Consider the following 19,826-nt stretch of genomic DNA (forward strand, 5'->3'; position numbering starts at 1 on the left):
ACGCTTTGATTGCCGGACAGGGGGCACCCATTGACGCCCCGGTGACCTGCGCCCTACCGTCCTCTCAACCGAATAGGAAACTTTCCTAACAGAGTCACGGACGCGAGTTCCTGACAGAGGGCGGTGCATCCACGATGGCGGGAACCACTCCCGGCCCACCCGGCACACCGGGCACCCCTCGGGTGCTGCGGGCCATGAACGACCGGGCCGCCCTCGACCTGCTGCTGGAGCACGGGCCGCTCTCCCGGACCCGGATCGGGAAGCTGACCGGGCTCTCCAAGCCCACCGCCTCCCAGTTGCTGGCCCGGCTGGAGGCGGCCGGGCTCGTCGTCGCCACCGGGACCAGCGAGGGGCGGCCCGGGCCCAACGCGCAGCTCTACACCGTGAACGCGCGGGCCGCCCATGTCGCCGGGCTCGATGTGAACGCGCAGCGCATCATCGCCGCCGTCGCGGACGTGACCGGGCGGACCGTCGGGCGGTTCGAGCTGGCGACGCCGGGACGGCGCGCCGACCGTGTGGTGCGGCAGGTCGCCGACGCGCTGGACGGGGCGGTGAAGGACGCCGGGCTGACCCGCGCCGACGTCCACCGGCTCGTCATCGGCACCCCGGGCGCCTTCGACCCGGGCACCGGGCGGCTGCGGTACGCCTCGCATCTGCCCGGCTGGCACTCCCCCACCCTGCTGGACGAGCTGGCCGCGTTCCTGCCGATGCCGGTGGAGTACGAGAACGACGTCAACCTCGTCGCCGTGGCCGAGCAGCGCCTCGGCGCGGCCCGCGGCCACGAGGACTTCGTGCTGCTGTGGAACGAGGAGGGCCTCGGCGCCGCCCTCGTCATCAACGGCCGGCTGCACCGCGGCTTCACCGGCGGCGCGGGCGAGGTCGGCTTCCTGCCGGTGCCGGGCACCCCCCTCGTCCGCCAGGTCGTCAGGGCCAACAGCGGCGGCTTCCAGGAGCTGGCGGGCGCCCAGGCGGTGCCCCGGCTCGCGAAGGCGCTGGGCATCGACACCCCGCAGCAGCCCTACGCGAAGGTCGCCGCCGAACTGCTGACGCGGGCGGCCGACGCGTACGAGCAGGACGAGGCGCTCACCGAGCTGCTGCGCCAGTACGCCCAGCGGCTCGCCACCGGGCTCGCCTCCGTCACCGCCGTCCTGGACCCCGGGCTGATCGTGCTCTCCGGCGAGGCGGTCGCGGCGGGCGGCGAGATCCTCCGCTCCCTGATCCAGTCCGAGCTGGCCGAGCTCGCCGCCTCCCGGCCCCGGCTGGTGGTCGGCGAGATCGACCGTGAACCCGTTCTGCGCGGCGCCCTGGAGCGGGCGCTCGCCGACACCCGCGACGAAGTGTTCGACACCTCGCGCTGAACCGCCCCTTCCCCATTCCCCGTCGTCTGCCTCTTCCCCGTCCCTGGGAGCTTTGTCATGCGCACAAGCCGTCTCACCGCCACCGCTGTCGCCGTCGCCGCGATATCGGTGCTCGCCACCGCGTGTACCGGCCAGTCCGAGGCCGGCGCCTCCGACGACCCGAACGCGAAGACCACGATCAACTTCTGGCACGGCTGGAGCTCGCCCGCCGAGGTGAAGGCGGTCCAGGACAACATCGACCGGTTCGAGAAGGCCCACCCGAACATCACGGTGAAGGTCTCCGGCAACATCAACGACGACAAGCTCAACCAGTCGCTGCGCGCGGGCGGTTCGAACGGGCCCGACGTGGTCTCCTCCTTCACCACCGCCAATGTCGGCAAGTTCTGTTCGTCCGGCGCCTTCGCCGATCTGAAGCCGTTCATCGAGAAGTCGAAGCTGGACCTGGAGAAGACCTTCCCGAAGGTCCTCCTGGACTACACCCAGTTCGAGGGCAAGCGCTGCGCCCTGCCGCTGCTCACCGACGCCTACGGCCTCTACTACAACAAGGACGCCTTCAAGAAGGCCGGGATCACCGCGCCGCCCAGGACGATGTCGGAACTGGCGAGCGTCGCCAAGAAGCTCACGGTGGAGAAGGGCGACAGCTACGAGCAGCTCGGCTTCATGCCGACCTTCCACGGCTACGAGACCGTCGCCGACCACTACCTGTCCTCCTGGGACCACACGTACTTCGACGAGAACGGCAAGTCCAACATCGCCAAGGACCCGGCGTTCGCGGAGATGTTCACGTACCAGAAGAAGCTCGTCGAGGACCTCGGCGGCTACGACAAGCTGGAGAAGTACCGCGGCACCTTCGGTGACGAGTGGGGCGCCAAGCACCCCTTCCACACCGGTCAGGTCGCCATGCAGCTGGACGGCGAGTGGCGGCTCGGCATGGCGGAGGACGCCGGCGCCGGCTTCGAGATCGGTGTCGCGCCGATGCCCGTCGCCGACGACGAGGCCGACAGCTACGGCAAGGGCTTCCTCTCCGGCACCATCGTGGGCATCGCCCCGGCCAGCAAGAAGCAGAACGCCGCCTGGGAGCTGGTCAAGTTCATGACCAGCGACACCAAGGCGGTCGTCGACTTCGCCAACGGCATCCGCAATGTGCCCTCCACCTTCGAGGCGCTGAAGTCGCCCGACCTGAAGTTCGACCCGCGCTTCAAGACGTTCCTGGAGATCGCGCAGCACCCGAAGTCCAACACCCCCGACGGGGCCGTCAACGGATCGACGTACCAGCAGACGATCCAGGACTTCGGCTACCAGTACGAGAAGGGCGCGGTGAAGGACCTCCAGGCCGGTCTGGAGAAGACCGCGCGGCAGATCGACACCGACATCGCCAAGGCCAAGTAGCCCCCGATGACGACGCACACGCTCCGCTCGAAGCGCCGCAGGTCGGCGCTGCGCACGGCGGCCTTCATGTCGCCGTGGCTGATCGGATTCTCGGTCTTCTTCGCCTACCCGATGGTCTCGACCGTCTACTTCTCCTTCACGCAGTACGACGGTTTCGGGGCGCCGGTCTTCAACGGGCTGACCAACTGGACGTACGTCTTCAGCGACTACCCGATGTTCTGGCCGTCGCTGCGGAACACGCTGTGGCTGGTGCTCGTGATGGTCACCTGCCGGGTCGTCTTCGGGCTCGGCGTCGGGATGCTGATCACGAGGATCAAAACGGGTACCGGAGTCTTCCGGACGCTGTTCTATCTGCCCTATCTGGCCCCGCCGGTCGCCGCGACGCTCGCCTTCGTCTTCCTCCTCAACCCCGGCACCGGGCCGGTCAACGCGATCCTCGGGGAGTTCGGGCTGCCGACGCCCGGCTGGTTCAACGACGCCACCTGGTCCAAGCCGGCGCTCACCATGCTCGCGGTGTGGGGCATCGGGGACCTGATGGTGATCTTCATGGCCTCGCTGCTGGACGTGCCGACCGAGCAGTACGAGGCGGCCGAGCTGGACGGCGCGTCCGCCTGGCAGAAGTTCCGCTTCGTGACCCTGCCGAACATCTCGCCGATCGTGCTGTTCGCCGTGGTGACGGGCGTCATCCAGGCGATGCAGTACTACACCCAGCCGCTGGTCGCCGGAAAGGTCGCCTCCGGGATCATCGGCGGCTCCGGCCAGTCCTTCGAACCCGGCTATCCCGACAAGTCGACACTGACGCTTCCGCAGCTCGTCTACAACCTGGGCTTCCAGCGCTTCGACTACGGCGCCGCCTGTGTCGTCGCCCTCGTCCTGTTCGCCCTGGCCATGGCCTTCACGGCGCTGCTGATGCGGGGCCGCAACAACCTGATCTCGGCCGGTGACTGAGTCATGACCCATCTCCTCGACCCTGTCCGCAACACCGCTGCCGCCTCCCCCGAGCGCCCCTCGCGGACGCCCGCCGCGCGCACCGCCCGCCGCAAGGCGCTGCTGCACTGGATCGCCGTGCACTCGCTCGGGATCGCCGCCGCGCTCTTCTTCGTGCTGCCGTTCGTCTTCGTGGTGCTGACCTCGCTGATGAGCGACCAGCAGGCGCTGACCCGCGACCTCACCCCGAACACCTGGGAGTGGGGCAACTACGAGCGGGTCTTCAACACCCCGGGCTTTCTGACCTGGTGGCGCAACACCCTGCTGTACGCGGGCGTCGGCACCGTCCTCACCGTGGTGTCATCGGTCCCGGTGGCGTACGCGCTGGCGAAGTTCCGCTTCCGGGGCCGCAAACTGTCGCTGATGCTCGTCATCTCGATGATGATGCTGCCGCCGCAGGTCGTCATCATCCCCATGTACCTGTTCTGGGCGAAGCAGATGGACCTGTCCGGCACGCTGTGGCCGCTGATCATCCCGATGGCCTTCGGCGACGCGTTCTCCATCTTCCTGCTGCGGCAGTTCCTGCTGACCATTCCGAACGAGTACCTGGACGCCGCCAAGGTCGACGGCTGCGGCGAGTTCCGCACGCTGATGAAGGTCGTCCTGCCGATGGCCAAGCCGGGCATCGCGGCCATCGCCCTCTTCCAGTTCTTCGCCGCCTGGAACGACTACTTCGGACCGCAGATCTACGCCTCCGAGAACCCGGCCGCCTGGACGCTCAGTTACGGCCTCGAATCCTTCAAGGGCGCACACCACACCGACTGGAACCTGACCATGGCCGCGACCGTTCTGGTCATGGCCCCCGTGATAGCCGTCTTCTTCTTTGCCCAGAAGGCATTCGTCGAGGGCGTCACACTGACCGGAGTAAAGGGCTGACATGAAGCTCGCAGTAGTGGGTGGCGGGTCCACCTACACCCCTGAACTGATCGACGGATTCGCCCGGCTGCGGGACACGCTGCCGATCGAGGAGCTGGTGCTCGTCGATCCGGCGGCCGACCGCCTGGAGCTGGTCGGAGGTCTCGCCCGGCGGATCTTCGCCAAGCAGGACCACGCCGGGAAGATCACGACCACCACCGACCTCGACGCGGGCGTCGCCGACGCCGACGCGGTCCTGCTCCAGCTGCGGGTCGGCGGACAGGCCGCGCGCAACCAGGACGAGACCTGGCCGCTGGAGTGCGGCTGCGTCGGCCAGGAGACCACCGGCGCCGGCGGCCTCGCCAAGGCGCTGCGCACCGTGCCGGTCGTCCTGGACATCGCCGAGCGGGTCCGCCGCACCAACCCGGACGCCTGGATCATCGACTTCACCAACCCGGTCGGCATCGTCACCCGCGCCCTCCTCCAGGCCGGGCACAAGGCCGTCGGCCTGTGCAACGTGGCGATCGGCTTCCAGCGGAAGTTCGCCCGGCTGCTGGAGGTGGAGCCGGGCCAGGTGCACCTCGACCACGTCGGGCTCAACCACCTGACCTGGGAGCTGGGCGTACGCCTCGGCGGCCCGGACGGCGAGAACGTCCTGCCCAAGCTCCTCGCCGAGCACGGCGACACCATCGCCGACGACCTCCGCATGGACCGGCGGATCGTGGACCGGCTCGGCGTCGTGCCCTCCTACTACCTGCGCTACTTCTACGCCCACGACGAGGTGGTCAGGGAGCTCGGCACCAAGCCGTCCCGGGCCGCCGAGGTCGCGGCGATGGAGAAGGAACTGCTCGCGATGTACGGCGACCCGACGCTGGACGAGAAGCCGGAGCTGCTCGCCAAGCGCGGCGGCGCGTTCTACTCCGAGGCGGCCGTGGACCTGGCGGCCTCGCTGCTGGGCAACGGCGGTTCCCCGGTCCAGGTGGTCAACACGTACAACAAGGGGACGCTGCCGTTCCTCCCGGACGACGCGGTGATCGAGGTCCAGGCCCGGGTCGGGCACGACGGCGCGACGCCGCTGGCCGTCCCGGCGCTGGACCCGCTGTACGCCGGTCTGATCGCCAACGTGACGGCGTACGAGGACCTCGCCCTGGAGGCCGCGCTGCGCGGTGGCCGGGACCGGGTCTTCAAGGCGCTGCTGGCCCACCCGCTGATCGGCCAGTTCGACTACGCCGAGGGCCTCACCGACCGGCTGATCGCGCACAACCGGGAGCACCTGGCGTGGGCGTGAACGTGTCGGTCGTCGCCATCGACGCGGGCAACAGCAAGACCGACGTGGCGCTGATCGGCGAGGACGGAGCGGTGCTGGCCACGGCGCGCGGCGGCGGCTTCCAGCCGCCCGTGGTCGGGGTGGAGGCCGCGATCGACGTGCTGGCCGCCGCCCTGGAGCGGGCGGTCGCGGAGCTGCCGGCTCCGCCCGTCCTCTCCGGCCATGTCTCCGCGTGTCTGGCCAACGCCGATCTGCCCGTCGAGGAGGCCGAGTTGGCCACCGCGCTGGAGTCCCGCGGATGGGGCTCCTCGGTGGAGGTGCGCAACGACACCTTCGCGATACTGCGCGCCGGGGTGGACGAGCCCCGGGGCGTCGCGGTGGTGTGCGGGGCCGGGATCAACTGCGTGGGCATGACCCCGGACGGGCGGACCGCCCGCTTCCCCGCGATCGGGCGGATATCCGGTGACTGGGGCGGCGGTTCGGGGCTCGCGGAGGAGGCGCTGTGGTTCGCCGCGCGCGCCGAGGACGGGCGCGGCGAGCCGTCCGAGCTGTCCCGTACGCTGCCGGCCCACTTCGGCCTCGACTCGATGTACGGGCTGATCGAGGCGCTGCACCGGGGCGGGATCCCGCTGGAGCGGCGGCACGAGCTGACGCCGGTGCTGTTCGCCACGGCGGCGGGCGGCGACCCGGTGGCCGGCGCGCTGGTGGAGCGGCTGGCCGAGGAGGTGGTGGCGATGGCCTCGGTCGCGCTGAACCGGCTCGGTCTGCTGGAGGAGGAGGTTCCGGTGCTGCTCGGCGGCAGCGTGCTGGCCGCGCGCCATCCGCAGCTGAACGACCGGATCGCCGGACTCCTCGCCGCCCGCGCCCCGAAGGCCGAGGTGCGCGTCGTGTCCGAGCCGCCGGTGCTGGGCGCGGCGCTGCTGGGCCTGGACCGTACGGGCGCGGGACCCGAGGCCCGTCGGAGGCTGCGCGCGCACTACGCCTGAGGCCCTTCGCGGTGAGCCGTGAGGCAGGGAGCGTCCCCCGCGCGATGTGCGTGGGGGACGCTTCTCGTGCGTTCCTCGTACGGGTGAACGCCCGGCGCACGAGGTGCGCGAGGGAACCGATCGGGCTTCCGGAACGTGTACCTGATGGAAAGTCCGTTCGCTCACGCCGTTCACTCAAGTCCGTCGCTTATGGGGATGTATACGGGCACGTTGCACCGCTTGCCTTGATCGGCCGCGTCCGTCCTGATCGAATGCGGTGACCGGTGAGGGGAACCGCCGTCAGTGACCGAGGGGGAGGTCGAGTGACACACCCGCCGAGCGGCGGCACGCAGACGTCGCGTACGCCGGACCCGGTGTCCGCGCCCGTCGGCGTGCCCGCACAGCGCCGCACCAGCTGGGCCGCGCGGACCGGGCGGCTGCGTGCCGTGGCGACGACCGAGCCCGGCCGGCTCCAGATCATCGGGGCCGTCCTGGCCCTGCTGGTCGTGGCGTTCGGGGCGGTGACGACGCTGGAGATCTCCTCGCGCGCCTCCTCGGCCGACGACGTGGTCAGCCGCAGTCAGCCGCTGAGCGCCGACGCGGCGGACATCTACCGCTTCCTGGCGGACGCGGACACGACGGCGGCCAGTGGCTTCCTCGCGGGCGCGCAGGAGCCGGAGGCCGTGCACGAGCAGTATCGGAAGGACATCGAGGAGGCCGCCCGGCTGCTGGTGAAGGCGTCGGGCAGCACCGAATCCGACAGCGCGTCCAGCCGCGAGATAGCCACCCTCAACAAGCTGCTCCCTGTCTACACGGGCCTGATCGAGCGCGCCCGCGCCAACAACCGCCAGGGCCTGCCGCTGGGCGGCGCCTATCTCCGGTACGCGAACCAGAAGATGACCGGCGAGATGCTGCCGGCCGCCGAGCGACTGTACGCGGCGGAGTCGGGCCGGCTGGAGAGCGACTCCGCCGACGCCCGGCAGTGGCCGCTCCTCTCGCTCGGCGCGGGGATCGTGGTGCTCGGCGCCCTGGCGTGGATGCAGCGGCGCACCTACCGCCGGACCAACCGGGTGCTGAACCACGGGCTGTTGGCGGCGACGGCCGCCGCCTCGGTGGTGGTGCTCTGGATGGCGGTGGGGCACGCGGTGGCCCGGGCGGAGCTGCGGTCGGCGATGGTGCACGGCCAGGCGTCCCTGGATGTGCTCAACGACGCCCGGATCAGCTCTCTGAAGGCGCGTGCCAACGAGAACCTGACCCTGGTGGCGCGCGGCGCGGTGCTGACCCCCGACGGCTCCGCCGACCAGTACGAGGCGGACTACACCACGGGGATGAAGGCGCTGAAGGGCCAGTTGGAGAAGGCCTCGGAGCTGGCGGACGACGAGCGCGGGAGCGCGCCGGTGGCCGACGCGAGCAAGGGCGTGGCCGAGTGGCAGGTCCGCCACCGCGAGGCCCGGGCCACGGACGACCACGGCGACTACGACGGCGCCCTGGAGCAGATCATCGGGACCGACAAGTCCACCGGGCAGTCCTTCCAGCAGGTGGACGCCGCGCTGGAGAAGGCGCTCGCCCATGAGCAGAGCGAGTTCACCTCGGCGGCGAAGGACGGGCGCGGGGCCCTGCGGGGTCTGCCGGCCGGGGCGGCGGCGCTGGCGGTCCTGGGGGCCGCCGCCGTGATCGTCGGGGTCAACCGCAGGCTCTCGGAGTACCGGTGAGAGGGGCAGCGATGAGCAGGTCGAAGGACCGGCCCGGGCGCGGCGGCCTGCGCGGCTGGGGCGGCGTGACGGCGATGGCGGCGGCCTGCGCGGTCACCGCGGCGCTCACCCTGCTGCCGCTGGCCCACCACGGCGACGCGGCTGCCGGGAGCGGCGCCTCGGGCGGCGGGGCGGTGACGGCCGTCCAGACCCGGGCCGAGGAGTGCACCGATCCGGAGGCGAGCCTGCCCGCTTCGGGAGACGACGGGCCGAACATCGACACGATCAAGCAGCGCGGCAAGCTGATCGCGGGCGTCGACCAGAACAGCTTCCGCTGGGGCTACCGCAATCCGGAGAGCCGTGAGCTCGAAGGGTTCGACATCGACCTGGTGCGGGCCATCGCCAAGGACATCCTGGGCGACCCGAACGCGGTGATCTTCCGCGCGATCCCCACCAACCAGCGCATCGCCGCCCTGGAGAACGACCGGGTCGACGTCGTCGTACGGACGATGACGATCAACTGCAAGCGGCTGGAGCAGGTCTCCTTCTCCACCGCCTACTTCCAGGCCGGACAGCAGGTGCTCGCCCCGAAGGACTCGGCGATCACCGGCTACGACGCCTCGCTGAAGGGCAAGCGGGTCTGCTCGGCCGAGGGCTCCACGGCGTACGAGGCGCTGGAGAAGAAGTCGTTCGGGGCGCTCTACAAGGACGACTACGACGGCACCGAGCGCGACCCGGACCTGCTGACCGTGCCCAACCAGCTGGACTGCCTGGTGCGGCTCCAGCTCGGCGAGGTCGACGCGATCGTCACGGACAACGCCCTGGCGGCCGGTCAGGCGGCGCAGGACCCGGCGGTGGAGCTCAAGGGGAAGGCCCCGTTCACCACGGAGTACTACGGCGTCGCGACGAAGAAGGGCGCGAACGACCTGGTCGCCCGGGTGAACAAGGTCCTCGTGGACTATCGCGCCGGTGGCGCGAACAGCCCCTGGATGACGTCCTACCAGGAGTGGCTGGCGGCCGGGCTGCCCGGCATCAAGGGGCCGCCCGCGCCCAAGTACCGCACCGACTGACCTCGGCGCACGACAGGACGCACCGGTCGCAGCGGGCCGGAGCAGACCGAAGCAACCGATCCCGCCGGGCCCACCGGCCCGGCGGGGAGAGCGGAGAGGTGATCGATGGGCGTCGCGGGATCCTTCCCCAGCTTCGCGGGGAGGCCGCCCGGCCCGGTCATGGACCGGGAGGAGGCGGACCGTGCGCTGGGCCGGCTCGGTGCGGAGCACGAGGCCATCGAGACCTCGCTCCTCGCGCTCCAGGACCATGCCGGCCGCCGGCTCCTGGAGGGCGCCGAGCTGACCGGTCTCACCCGGGAGCGCTGGGCCACGACCGAGCAGTCGATCACCCTGCTGTGGGGGTATTTCGACGCGTACGCGGGGGCCCTGTCCGAGGCCCGGGAGATCCGGGCGCGCCGCCGCCACCCGAACCGCGAGGACCTCGTGGCCCTGACCGACCTGCTGCGCGGCGAGTCGGTCACCGTGGCCAACCCGGGCGCCGTGCCGCCGCCTTCGGTCGCGGGCCCGGCCAGGCTCTCCGAGCGGTTCTCGCTCCAGGAGCTGGTCGCCCGGATGAACGAGCTGTACGCCCGGTCCCTGGACATGGTCGTGGCCTCCGACTCCGTCTGGTCGGCGCTGCCCGCGCGGATCGACCTGCTCGCGGCCGAGCTGCACCGGACGCGTTCGCTGGCGCACTCCGTGGGGGTGCGGCCCGGTGAGCATCCGGCCGGGGACGATCTGGCGGAGATCACCGAGGAGCTGACCACGCTGCGGGTGCAGGTGATCTCCGACCCGCTGGCGTTCTGGCTGCCGGGTCCGGGCAGCGCCGCGCCCGGCGGCGGCCGCCCGGACACCTCGCGCTACGACCGGGCCGCCCGCGCCCTGGAGGACGTACGGCGGGAGATCGAGGCGGTGCTCGCGGTCCGGCAGGACGCGGAGGCGCGGCTGGTGCGGCTGCGGGACGTGCTCTCGCGGGCCGACCGCACCCTGACGGAGGCCCGGGCGGCGCGCGGCGAGGTGCTGGCGAAGATCGCCGCCTCCGAGGTGCCCGCGGTCAGTGGTCCGCCGACCGCCCTCCAGGAGCGTCTGGCGGCCGCGGCCGACCACCGCAGGTACGCCCAGTGGCACCGGCTCTCACCGCTGCTGGAGGCGCTGGAGCAGGAGGCCGAGGACGAACTGCTGCGCGCCCGTGAGTCGCTGACCTCGGTGACGGCCCCGTTGGCGGTCCGCGCCGAGCTGCGCGGCCGGCTCGACGCGTACAAGGCGAAGGTGGCCCGGCACGGCCTGGCGGAGGATCCGGTGCTGATCGAGCGGTACGACGCGGCGCGCCGGATGCTGTGGAGCGCGCCGTGCGATCTGCGCGTCGCCGAGCAGGCCGTCCTGCGCTACCAGCACGCGGTCGCGGACGTGCTGGCGCCGCGCCGGCCCGACGGACCGCAGGACCGGCCGGGCACGGGGACGGGCACGGGCGAACAGCAGGGGGAGACACGATGAGTACGCAGTGCCAGCGCCCCGCGTGCGAGGGGAACTACGAGGACATGGGCGGCGGTGAGCTGTACTGCGACACCTGCGGTCTGGCCCCGGTCGTCTCGCCGACGGGCATGGTCTCCTCACCGCCCACCGGGATCGCCGGGGGCGGCCGGGCGAGCAGCAGGGACAGCTCCTCGCAGCGCTCGGGCTCCCGCGCTTCCGCCCGGTCCTCGTCCCGTTCGTCGACCTCGCGCCGTTCGGTCTCGGGCCGGCTGTCGCGCTCGCTGTCCGGCTCGTCCACCTCCCGTTCGGTGTCGGTGCGTTCCTCGGGCTCCACGTCGGCGACCTCGGCCCGGGGCCGGCTCGGCGTCGGCCTGGTGGAGGTCCCGGACGTGCCGCGGCCCGACCCGCGCACGGCGGTGATGGAGAACCCGGAGGTGCCGGAGCGCAAGCGGTTCTGCTCGCGTTCGGACTGCGGGGCGCCGGTGGGCCGTTCGCGCGGTGAACGGGAGGGCCGCACCGAGGGGTTCTGCACCAAGTGCGGTCACCCGTACTCCTTCGTGCCGAAGCTGACCGGCGGCGACATCGTGCACGGTCAGTACGAGGTCGTGGGCTGTCTGGCGCACGGCGGTCTCGGCTGGGTGTATCTCGCGGTGGACCGGGCGGTCTCCGACCGCTGGGTGGTCCTCAAGGGCCTGCTGGACACCGGCGACCAGGACGCGATGGCCGCCGCGATCTCCGAGCGCCGCTTCCTCGCCGAGATCGAGCACTCCAACATCGTGCGGATCTACAACTTCGTCGAGCACCTCGACCAGCGCACCGGCTCGCTCGACGGCTACATCGTCATGGAGTACGTCGGCGGCAAGGCGCTCAAGGAGATCGCCAACGAGCGCCGCACCCCGGCCGGGAAGCGCGACCCGCTGCCGGTGGAGCAGGCCTGCGCGTACGGGATCGAGGCGCTGGAGGCGCTCGGTCATCTGCACAGCCGCAACCTCCTCTACTGCGACTTCAAGGTCGACAACGCGATCCAGACCGAGGACCAGCTCAAGCTGATCGACATGGGCGCGGTGCGCCGGATGGACGACGACGAGTCGGCGATCTACGGCACCGTCGGCTACCAGGCCCCCGAGGTCGCGGAGGTCGGTCCGTCGGTCGCCTCCGATCTGTACACGGTGGCCCGGACGCTGGCGGTCCTCACCTTCGACTTCCAGGGGTACACGAACGTCTTCGTGGACTCGCTGCCGGACCCGGACAACATCGAGGTGTTCCGCACCTACGAGTCGTTCTACCGGCTGCTGGTGCGGGCCACCGACCCGGACCCGGCCCGGCGGTTCGCCTCCGCCGCGGAGATGGCCGAGCAGCTGACGGGGGTGCTGCGGGAGGTCGTGGCGCTCCAGACGGGCCGGCCGCGCCCGGCCCTGTCGACGCTGTTCGGCGCGGAACTGCGGGTGATCGACACGGAGTTGTTCGCCCGGCAGACGGACGACGTCTCGCGGCTCGGCGGCCGGGACACCGGCTCCGGGCGGGGCGGGCTGCTCGGCCGCCGCAAGGGCCGTGGCCGACCGTCGCCCGGTGTTCCGGGCCAGGGCGGCACCTGGCAGCCCCACGGCGGTACGGCGCCGGCCGCGCCGGGGGCCGTGGCCTCCGCGGTGGCCGGGGCGCTGCCGGTGGGCGCGCAGCCGTCGGGTCCGGCGGGGGCCGCTCCGCTGGCGGCGCCGCCGACCCACGTCCGGGGCTCCGCGCAGGGCGGCGCGCCGCTCGCGTACGCTCCCCCGGCCCAGGTTCCGGCGCCCCGGGCGGCGGAGCAGGCGCAGGGCGGACCGTACGTCGCGGTCGCCCCGTACGGCCCCTTCGGGGCGACCGCCGGGGGTGTCCGGCTCGCCCTGTTCGACACCCGGGCGACCTCGCTGGCGCTGCCGGTCCCCCGGGTCGACGCGCTGGACCCGAACGCCGGCTTCCTCGCCGGTCTGATGGCCTCCGCCCCGACCGAGCTGATCACCGCCCTGCACGCGGTGCCGGCCCCCTCGCTGGAGACCCGGCTGCGGGAGCTGCGGGCCCGGCTGGAGATGCGGGAGCTGGATTCGGCCGCGCGTGCGCTGACCACCCTGGAGGGTGAACACCCGGATGACTGGCGGGTCGTCTGGTATCGGGGCGTCACCTCGCTGGTGACCGGCGACCACGAGACGGCGGCGCTCTCCTTCGACGCGGTCTACGACGCGTTCCCCGGGGAGATGGCGCCCAAGCTGGCGCTCGGGATCTGTGCGGAGGTGCTGGGTCAGCTGGACAACGCCGCCGAGTACTACCGCCTGGTGTGGGCGACCGATCCGGGTTTCGTCAGCGCCGCGTTCGGCCTGGCCCGGGTGCAGATCGCCGCCGGGGAGCGGGCCGCGGCGGTGAGCACCCTGGAGTCGGTGCCGGAGGCCTCGATCCACTACACGGCGGCCCGGGTCGCCGCCGTCCGGGCGCGGCTGCGCGAGCGTTCGCACCGGGAGCCGCTGCTGGTCGACCTGACGGCCGCCGGGATCCAGGTGGCGGCGCTGGCCGCCTTCGGGCTGGACCCGGTGCGCCACGAGCAGTTGTCGACCGAGGTACTGGGCAAGGCACTGGACTGGGTACTCTCCGGTTGTCCCGGTGTCCCGGGGCTGAGCGGACCGGCCGCCGGTTCGCCGGACGCCCGCAAGCTGCTCGGCGCCGAACTGAACGAGCGGGGGCTGCGGTTCGGGCTGGAGCGCTCGTACCGGATGCTCGCCCGGCTCGCGCAGCGGGGCGACGAGAGGATCGAACTGGTGGAGCGGGCCAACCGTTTCCGCCCCCGGACGTGGGTGTGAAGATGTCTCAGAGCCACCAGCAGCCCGCCCTGTCGAAGTGCCCGGGCTGCGCCGAGCCGCCGGCCGCGGGCGATCTGTTCTGCGGGGCGTGCGGCTACGACCTCTCGGCCGTTCCGGCACGCCCCGACGACCGGCCCACGATGGCCATCACCGTGCCTCCGGCCGCTCCGGCCGCCGGGGCGGTGCAGTGGCCCGCCGCCGCGGAGACCGACAGTTCGGACCTGCCCGCGCCCGTGCACCATCCGGCGGACCTGCCGGGGACGGACTCGGGCGGCAGGCCGCTGGCGGAGCCGGAGCACGGTCAGCCGGTGGCGGAGCAGGACGTCGATCCCGAGCCGGGCGCGGCGGCCGGGCCCGTTCCGGTGCGCCACGACGACCGGGCGGTTCCGGGCGACGCGGCGGATTCCGGTGACTTCGCGCTGGCCGCGCCCGATCCCCGTACGGCGGAGCACGCAGCCGCGTCCGCCGCCGCTCCGGCCCCCGGGGCGAAGGTCTGTGTGGCCTGCCGCTCCGGCCGGGTGGACCCCGACGGCTACTGCGAGAACTGCGGGCACGCCCAGCCCCGTGAGCGCGACCACATGGAGCAGGAGCTCGACGCGGTGGCCGCCGTCAGCGACCGGGGCCTGCGCCACCACCGCAACGAGGACTCCTTCGCGGTGTCCTCGACCGCGCTGCCCGACGGTTCGCCCGCCGTCGTCGCGATCGTCTGCGACGGCGTCTCCTCGGCGAGCCGCCCCGACGAGGCCTCCGCGGCCGCCGCGAGCGCCGCCAACGAGGCGCTGCTGGAGTCCCTGCCGCGTGGTACGCATCCGCAGCAGGCGATGCACGAGGCGATCGTCGCCGCGTCGGAGGCGGTCAACGCCCTGGCGCAGGAGCCGGCCGGGGCGATGGAGCACGACGCCCACCGCCATCAGAACGCCCCGGCCTGCACCCTGGTCGGCGCGATCGCGGCGGGCGAACTGCTGATCGTCGGCTGGGTCGGCGACAGCCGGGTCTACTGGGTGCCGGAGGACCGCACCCGGCCGACCGCCCGGCTCACCGAGGACGACTCCTGGGCCGCGCAGATGGTGGCGGCCGGCCTGATGAACGAGGCGGAGGCGTACGCGGACGAGCGCGCCCACGCCATCACCGGCTGGCTCGGCGCCGACGCGTACGAACTGGAGCCGCACACGGCCGCGTTCAAGCCGGACCGGCCCGGCCTGGTGGTCGTCTGCACGGACGGCCTGTGGAACTACGCGGAATCCGCCGAGGAGATGGCCGCCGCCGTGCCGGCCGACGCCGCGGAACGACCGCTGCACGCCGCCCGGGTACTCGTCGGACACGCACTCGACGGCGGGGGCCACGACAACGTAACAGTGGCACTTCTGCCGTTCGCCGTACGGCCCCAAGGGGCAGGATCGGCCTGCGAAACCGCTTAACCCTCAAGGAGCCGACCAGATGGCCAACTTCTCCAAGTCGAACGTGCCGCAGTTCTCCGTCGAGGTGTACCAGAACGAGTTCCTGCCCGAGGGCGGCCGTGAGGTCAACGCGATCGTCACCGTGACCTCGACCGGTGGCGGCACCACCGGCGGCATACCGCTGGCGGGTGCGTCGGCCTCGCCCGCGTACGTACCGGTGCAGTCCCCCGACGCCGCCGTGGTGCTGATGGTCGACTGTTCCGGCTCGATGGACTATCCGCCGACGAAGATGCGCAACGCCCGCGACGCGACGGCGGCGGCCATCGACACGCTGCGCGAGGGCACCCGGTTCGCGGTGGTCGCGGGGACGCATGTGGCCAAGGACGTCTATCCGGGCAACGGGCGGCTCGCGGTCGCCGACGCGCAGACGAAGGCCCAGGCCAAGGACGCCCTGCGGAAGCTGAGCGCGGGCGGGGGCACCGCGATCGGCACCTGGCTGCGGCTGGCCGACCGGCTGCTGAACTCCGCGGACGTGTCCATCCGGCACGGCATCCTGCTGACCGACGGCCGCAACGAGCACGAGGCGCCGGAGGACCTGCGGGCGGCCCTGGACTCCTGCGCGGGCCGGTTCACCTGCGACGCCCGCGGGGTGGGCACCGACTGGGAGGTGAAGGAGGTCACCGGCATCGCCGCCGCCCTCCTCGGCACGGCCGACATCGTCGCCGACCCGGCGGGCCTGGCCGCGGACTTCACGCGGATGATGGAGAACGCCATGGGCAAGGAGATCGCGGACGTGGCGCTGCGGCTCTGGACGCCGGTGGGGGTGGAGATCCGGTTCGTGAAGCAGGTCGCGCCCACCGTCGCGGACCTGACCGGGCGGCGCACCGAGGCGGGGCCCCGGGCCGGGGACTATCCGACCGGTTCCTGGGGCGACGAGTCCCGCGACTACCACGTGTGCGTCCAGGTGCCGGAGGCCGGGATCGGCCAGGAGATGCTGGCCGCCCGGGTCTCGCTGATCCTGCCCGACCCCTCGGGCGCGGGCGCCCCGCAGACCTTGTCGCAGGGGCTCGTCCGGGCCGTGTGGACGGACGACATGGCGGCCTCGACCTCGATCAATCCGCAGGTCGCGCACTACACAGGTCAGGCGGAACTGGCACAAGTCATCCAGCAGGGGCTGGACGCACGCAAGTCGGGCGACTTCGACGGCGCGACGGCGAAGCTGGGCCGTGCGGTGCAGCTGGCGTCGGCGTCCGGGAACCAGGACACCGCGAAGCTGCTTTCGAAGGTGGTCGACGTCGTCGATGCCGCGACAGGTACTGTGCGACTGAAGGCGAAGGTCGCGGAAGCGGACGAGATGACCCTCGAAACGCGCTCCACCAAGACCGTTCGTGTCAAGAAGTAGCAGCACACGATCACCACTCGATCACCTCGCGGACCAGGTGCCGCGATCGACAGCATGCGGCCTCCGCGGCCGGAAGAGGAGAGGGGGAAGCGCCGACATGCCGACCTGCCCGAACGGACACCAGTCGGGTTCCGAGGACTGGTGCGAGGTCTGCGGACACCGCATGGCCACCGGCGGTGCGCCCGCGGGTGCCGTGCCCCCGCCTCCCCCTCCGCCGCCGCCCGCACCCGGTTACGGCTACCCGCAGCAGGGTTCCGAGGGTGGCGGGCCCACCATGCAGGCGGAGCTCTGCCCGCAGTGCCGTACACCGCGTGAGGCGATGGCTCCGTTCTGCGAGGAGTGCCGCTGGAACTTCCTCACCAACACGGCGACCTCGTACACCCCGCTGGCCCCGCAGCACGGCACGCCCGGCGGCCCTCCGCCCGGCCTCAACCTGCCGCCCGGATTCCAGGCGCAGAGCCCCGGCGGCCAGGGCGGTCCCGGTGCGCAGGGCGGTCCGCCCGGCGCACCGCAGCCGCGCGACCCGTTCGACTACCAGGGCTCGCGCCCCTCGCAGATGAACCGCCCCGCCGAGCCGCTCGCTCCCGAGCAGAACGGCCCGCACGGAAACGGCGGTCAGGGCGGGAACGGTGGTCAGGGCGGGCCTCCGCCGTCCTTCCAGCAGCAGGGCCCTCCGCCGCCGCCCTCGTTCCAGCAGCAGGGCCACCAGCCGCCCGCTCAGCAGCAGGCCGCGCCCTCGACGCGCTCGCCGTTCGAGCCGCAGCAGGCCTCGCCCTTCGCGCCTCCGCAGCAGCAGTCGGCGCCGCCCGCGCCGCCGCAGCCGTCGGGGCACACCGGCGGCGAGGACGACTGGATGCTGCCGCCGCCTTCGCAGGCCCAGCCGCCGCAGCCGCCCCAGCACTTCCAGCAGCCCCCGAGCCCCCACCAGGGCCAGGGCCAGCAGGGCCCGGGCCAGGACCCGGGGCAGGGCTACGACCAGGGCCGGCCGCAGCACGGGCAGGACCAGGGCTACGACCAGGGTCAGCAGCACGGTGGGGTGCCCGGCCAGGGCCGGCCTCCGCAGCCCGCCTCCTGGACCGCCGTGATCGCCCCGGACCGCGCGTACTTCCTCGCGATGATGCAGCGCAGCGGCCCCGAGGCGACCGGGCTGAACCTGCCCGCGTACTCCCCGGAGCAGCGGCTTCCGCTCCTCGGGAGCCAGATCACCATCGGGCGCCGCCGGCACAGCACCGGCGAGTCCCCCGACGTCGATCTGTCGGTGCCCCCGGAGGACCCGGGCGTCTCGCACCAGCACGCGGTGCTGGTCCAGCAGCCCGACGGCGGCTGGGCGGTCGTCGACCAGAACTCCACCAACGGCACCACGCTGAACGGCGCCGAGGACCCGATCCAGCCCTACGTCCCCGTACCGCTGCAGGACGGCGACCAGGTGCACGTCGGGGCATGGACGACGATCACGGTCCGCCGGGACTGAGCGCACACCGCCGCAGGCGCCCTCCCGTACGTCCGGCCGCTCGTCGCCTCACCCGGTGGCGAGCGGCCAGGTGTACGGGCCCTGCGGGTCGTCGAGCCAGGCCCACTGCCGCCCCTGGCCGACCGTGACGCCGTACCTCTCCCGCTCCGGTCGCTCCTCGCGCTCCCAGAGCGAGAGGGCCTCGTGCGGATCGAGGGTGCCCGCGGTCAGGGTCAGGAGAAAGCGGAAGAGATCGTCCCCGGCCACCCGGCGCGGCAGTCCGCCGAGATACGGCAGCCCGCCGGGCAGCGGGAGCGCCCCGCGCAGGGGCACGAAGTACGCCGGGGTGTGCAGGAAGTGCCCCTCGGCGCGCGGTCCGTGCGCCGTCGCACGGACCTGGAGCGAGACCAGTCCGGTGGCGAGCGGTGCGAGGATCCGCGCCCCCGGACGGCACTGTTCCGGCCAGCTCTGCGGTACGGACGGCAGGGTGCAGGTCGCGATGATCCGGTCGTACGGGGCGCGCTGCGGACAGCCCCGGGCCCCGTCGCCGGTGATCACCGTCGGGTGGTATCCGGCCGCCGCGAGGTGGGCGCGGGCCGACTCCGTGATCTCCGGGTCCAGATCGACGCTGGTCACGGCGGCGTCGCCGAGCCGGTGGGCGAGCAGCGCCGCGTTGTAGCCGGGGCCGGTGCCGATCTCCAGGACCGTGTTCCCGTCCCGTACGTCGAGGGCGTCGAGCATCAGGGCCATCAGGGACGGCTGGCTGGAGGACGAGACGAGTTCGCCGTCCTTGAGCCGGGTGGCCAGCGCCCCGTCCGTGTACACGCCGCGCAGCCAGTGGGAGCGCCGGCCGGGGTCGGGGTCCTCGCCCCAGAGGCGTTCGTAGCCGCCGATTCCGTGCTCGTAGTAGAACGGCACGAACAGATGGCGGGGTACCTCGGCGAAGGCCGTACGCCAGGCGGGGTCGGCGAATCCGCCGCGCGCGGCGATCTCCCGCACCAGGGCCTCGCGCGCCGCGTCGGCCTCGGCGTCGCGAACGGGCTTCTCTCCCATCGCTCCCATCTCTCCACTGTCCTGCGCCGGAGCCGCTCGGGCGAGCGGCGGACCGGAGGACCGGGGGTTCCCGGCCCTTGGTCCTAGGACCCCTGTCCTCGGCCGGTGCGTCTGCGACCATGGACGGGTGACTGAGATTCCGCGCGACACGCTTCAGGAGCAGACCTTCTACGAGCAGGTCGGCGGCGAGGCGACCTTCCGGCGCCTGGTCCACCGCTTCTACGAGGGCGTGGCGGGCGACGAGCTGCTGCGGCCGATGTACCCGGAGGAGGATCTGGGCCCGGCCGAGGAGCGGTTCGCGCTGTTCCTGATGCAGTACTGGGGCGGCCCGCGCACCTACAGCGACCACCGGGGGCACCCGCGGCTGCGGATGCGGCACGCGCCGTTCCGGGTGGACCGGGCGGCGCATGACGCCTGGCTCGGCCATATGCGGGTCGCGCTGGACGAGCTGGGGCTCGCGCCGGAGCACGAGCGGCAGTTGTGGGACTACCTGACGTACGCCGCCGCCTCGATGGTGAACACCGCGGACTGATCGGTTCCGGAGCGCTGCGCACCGCGTTCCGGACCACCACGCACCGGGTTCCGGACCGCTCCGCGACGATCCGTGACCGGACAACTCCGGAATTCGGCGTTCCAACCCCGCATAACGATCACGATCGCATCAA

15 protein-coding genes are annotated in these 19,826 nt (G+C 72.4%); 14 read left to right on the plus strand and 1 reads right to left on the minus strand.

Annotation, left to right across the window (positions count from 1 at the left end):
* Window positions 1–134 precede the first annotated feature (134 nt).
* The 13 genes from KV381_RS11290 (at window position 135) to KV381_RS11350 (ending at window position 18,129) form a co-directional block, all read left to right on the plus strand.
* Complete coding sequence (locus KV381_RS11290) at window positions 135–1,358, plus strand: ROK family transcriptional regulator (RefSeq protein ID WP_218785146.1); 1,224 nt, start codon at window positions 135–137, stop codon at window positions 1,356–1,358.
* Window positions 1,359–1,415: 57 nt separating this feature from the next.
* Window positions 1,416–2,747, plus strand: coding sequence for an ABC transporter substrate-binding protein (locus KV381_RS11295; RefSeq protein ID WP_030077668.1), 1,332 nt, complete (start codon window positions 1,416–1,418; stop codon window positions 2,745–2,747).
* Window positions 2,748–2,753: 6 nt separating this feature from the next.
* On the plus strand, window positions 2,754–3,695 hold the full coding sequence (locus KV381_RS11300) for a carbohydrate ABC transporter permease (RefSeq protein WP_030625904.1): 942 nt from the start codon (window positions 2,754–2,756) through the stop codon (window positions 3,693–3,695).
* Window positions 3,696–3,698: 3 nt separating this feature from the next.
* Window positions 3,699–4,610: a carbohydrate ABC transporter permease gene (locus KV381_RS11305; protein ID WP_030625902.1), complete on the plus strand. Its 912-nt coding sequence runs from the start codon at window positions 3,699–3,701 to the stop codon at window positions 4,608–4,610.
* 1 nt (window position 4,611) lies between these two features.
* On the plus strand, window positions 4,612–5,877 hold the full coding sequence (locus tag KV381_RS11310; RefSeq protein WP_030625900.1) for a 6-phospho-beta-glucosidase: 1,266 nt from the start codon (window positions 4,612–4,614) through the stop codon (window positions 5,875–5,877).
* On the plus strand, window positions 5,868–6,842 hold the full coding sequence (locus tag KV381_RS11315) for an N-acetylglucosamine kinase (protein WP_086778320.1): 975 nt from the start codon (window positions 5,868–5,870) through the stop codon (window positions 6,840–6,842). Before KV381_RS11310 ends, KV381_RS11315 begins: the two co-directional genes overlap by 10 nt.
* 302 nt (window positions 6,843–7,144) lie before the next feature.
* The gene (locus KV381_RS11320) at window positions 7,145–8,533 is read left to right on the plus strand and encodes a hypothetical protein (protein ID WP_218785147.1); all 1,389 of its coding nucleotides are present in this window, start codon (window positions 7,145–7,147) and stop codon (window positions 8,531–8,533) included.
* Between the two features lie 11 nt (window positions 8,534–8,544).
* Window positions 8,545–9,582 carry a glutamate ABC transporter substrate-binding protein gene (locus KV381_RS11325; RefSeq protein ID WP_030625894.1) on the plus strand — a complete coding sequence of 346 codons (1,038 nt, stop codon included), beginning with the start codon at window positions 8,545–8,547 and terminating at the stop codon, window positions 9,580–9,582.
* 105 nt (window positions 9,583–9,687) lie between these two features.
* Window positions 9,688–11,055: a hypothetical protein gene (locus KV381_RS11330; protein WP_218785148.1), complete on the plus strand. Its 1,368-nt coding sequence runs from the start codon at window positions 9,688–9,690 to the stop codon at window positions 11,053–11,055.
* Window positions 11,052–13,859 (plus strand): serine/threonine-protein kinase, encoded by a 2,808-nt coding sequence (locus tag KV381_RS11335; RefSeq protein ID WP_218785149.1) that lies wholly within the window; start codon window positions 11,052–11,054, stop codon window positions 13,857–13,859. The genes KV381_RS11330 and KV381_RS11335 overlap by 4 nt, the downstream gene beginning before the upstream one ends.
* 2 nt (window positions 13,860–13,861) lie before the next feature.
* Window positions 13,862–15,277 carry a protein phosphatase 2C domain-containing protein gene (locus KV381_RS11340; protein ID WP_030625888.1) on the plus strand — a complete coding sequence of 472 codons (1,416 nt, stop codon included), beginning with the start codon at window positions 13,862–13,864 and terminating at the stop codon, window positions 15,275–15,277.
* A gap of 19 nt (window positions 15,278–15,296) precedes the next feature.
* The gene (locus KV381_RS11345; protein ID WP_030625887.1) at window positions 15,297–16,658 is read left to right on the plus strand and encodes a VWA domain-containing protein; all 1,362 of its coding nucleotides are present in this window, start codon (window positions 15,297–15,299) and stop codon (window positions 16,656–16,658) included.
* Window positions 16,659–16,755: 97 nt separating this feature from the next.
* Complete coding sequence (locus tag KV381_RS11350) at window positions 16,756–18,129, plus strand: FHA domain-containing protein (RefSeq protein ID WP_218785150.1); 1,374 nt, start codon at window positions 16,756–16,758, stop codon at window positions 18,127–18,129.
* 48 nt (window positions 18,130–18,177) lie between these two features.
* Here KV381_RS11350 and KV381_RS11355 read toward each other — a convergent pair whose 3' ends face one another.
* Window positions 18,178–19,170: a methyltransferase domain-containing protein gene (locus tag KV381_RS11355; RefSeq protein WP_218785151.1), complete on the minus strand. Its 993-nt coding sequence runs from the start codon at window positions 19,168–19,170 to the stop codon at window positions 18,178–18,180.
* 118 nt (window positions 19,171–19,288) lie between these two features.
* On the opposite strand from KV381_RS11355, the gene KV381_RS11360 reads away from it, so the two are divergent.
* Window positions 19,289–19,693, plus strand: coding sequence for a globin (locus KV381_RS11360; protein WP_030077640.1), 405 nt, complete (start codon window positions 19,289–19,291; stop codon window positions 19,691–19,693).
* Window positions 19,694–19,826: the final 133 nt, after the last annotated feature.

Origin of the sequence: Streptomyces sp. WY228, from assembly GCF_019287315.1 — a bacterium.
GTDB classification, from domain to species: domain Bacteria; phylum Actinomycetota; class Actinomycetes; order Streptomycetales; family Streptomycetaceae; genus Streptomyces; species Streptomyces caviscabies.

Bases quoted from the DNA above. Each gene is read 5' to 3' on its own strand.
- KV381_RS11345 (WP_030625887.1), top strand. From the start codon at position 15,297: ATGGCCAACTTCTCCAAGTCGAACGTGCCGCAGTTCTCCGTCGAGGTG.
- KV381_RS11335 (WP_218785149.1), top strand. From the start codon at position 11,052: ATGAGTACGCAGTGCCAGCGCCCCGCGTGCGAGGGGAACTACGAGGAC.
- KV381_RS11300 (WP_030625904.1), top strand. From the start codon at position 2,754: ATGACGACGCACACGCTCCGCTCGAAGCGCCGCAGGTCGGCGCTGCGC.
- KV381_RS11305 (WP_030625902.1), top strand. From the start codon at position 3,699: ATGACCCATCTCCTCGACCCTGTCCGCAACACCGCTGCCGCCTCCCCC.
- KV381_RS11325 (WP_030625894.1), top strand. From the start codon at position 8,545: ATGAGCAGGTCGAAGGACCGGCCCGGGCGCGGCGGCCTGCGCGGCTGG.
- KV381_RS11355 (WP_218785151.1), bottom strand. From the start codon at position 19,170: ATGGGAGCGATGGGAGAGAAGCCCGTTCGCGACGCCGAGGCCGACGCG.
- KV381_RS11330 (WP_218785148.1), top strand. From the start codon at position 9,688: ATGGGCGTCGCGGGATCCTTCCCCAGCTTCGCGGGGAGGCCGCCCGGC.
- KV381_RS11340 (WP_030625888.1), top strand. From the start codon at position 13,862: ATGTCTCAGAGCCACCAGCAGCCCGCCCTGTCGAAGTGCCCGGGCTGC.
- KV381_RS11290 (WP_218785146.1), top strand. From the start codon at position 135: ATGGCGGGAACCACTCCCGGCCCACCCGGCACACCGGGCACCCCTCGG.
- KV381_RS11310 (WP_030625900.1), top strand. From the start codon at position 4,612: ATGAAGCTCGCAGTAGTGGGTGGCGGGTCCACCTACACCCCTGAACTG.
- KV381_RS11350 (WP_218785150.1), top strand. From the start codon at position 16,756: ATGCCGACCTGCCCGAACGGACACCAGTCGGGTTCCGAGGACTGGTGC.
- KV381_RS11295 (WP_030077668.1), top strand. From the start codon at position 1,416: ATGCGCACAAGCCGTCTCACCGCCACCGCTGTCGCCGTCGCCGCGATA.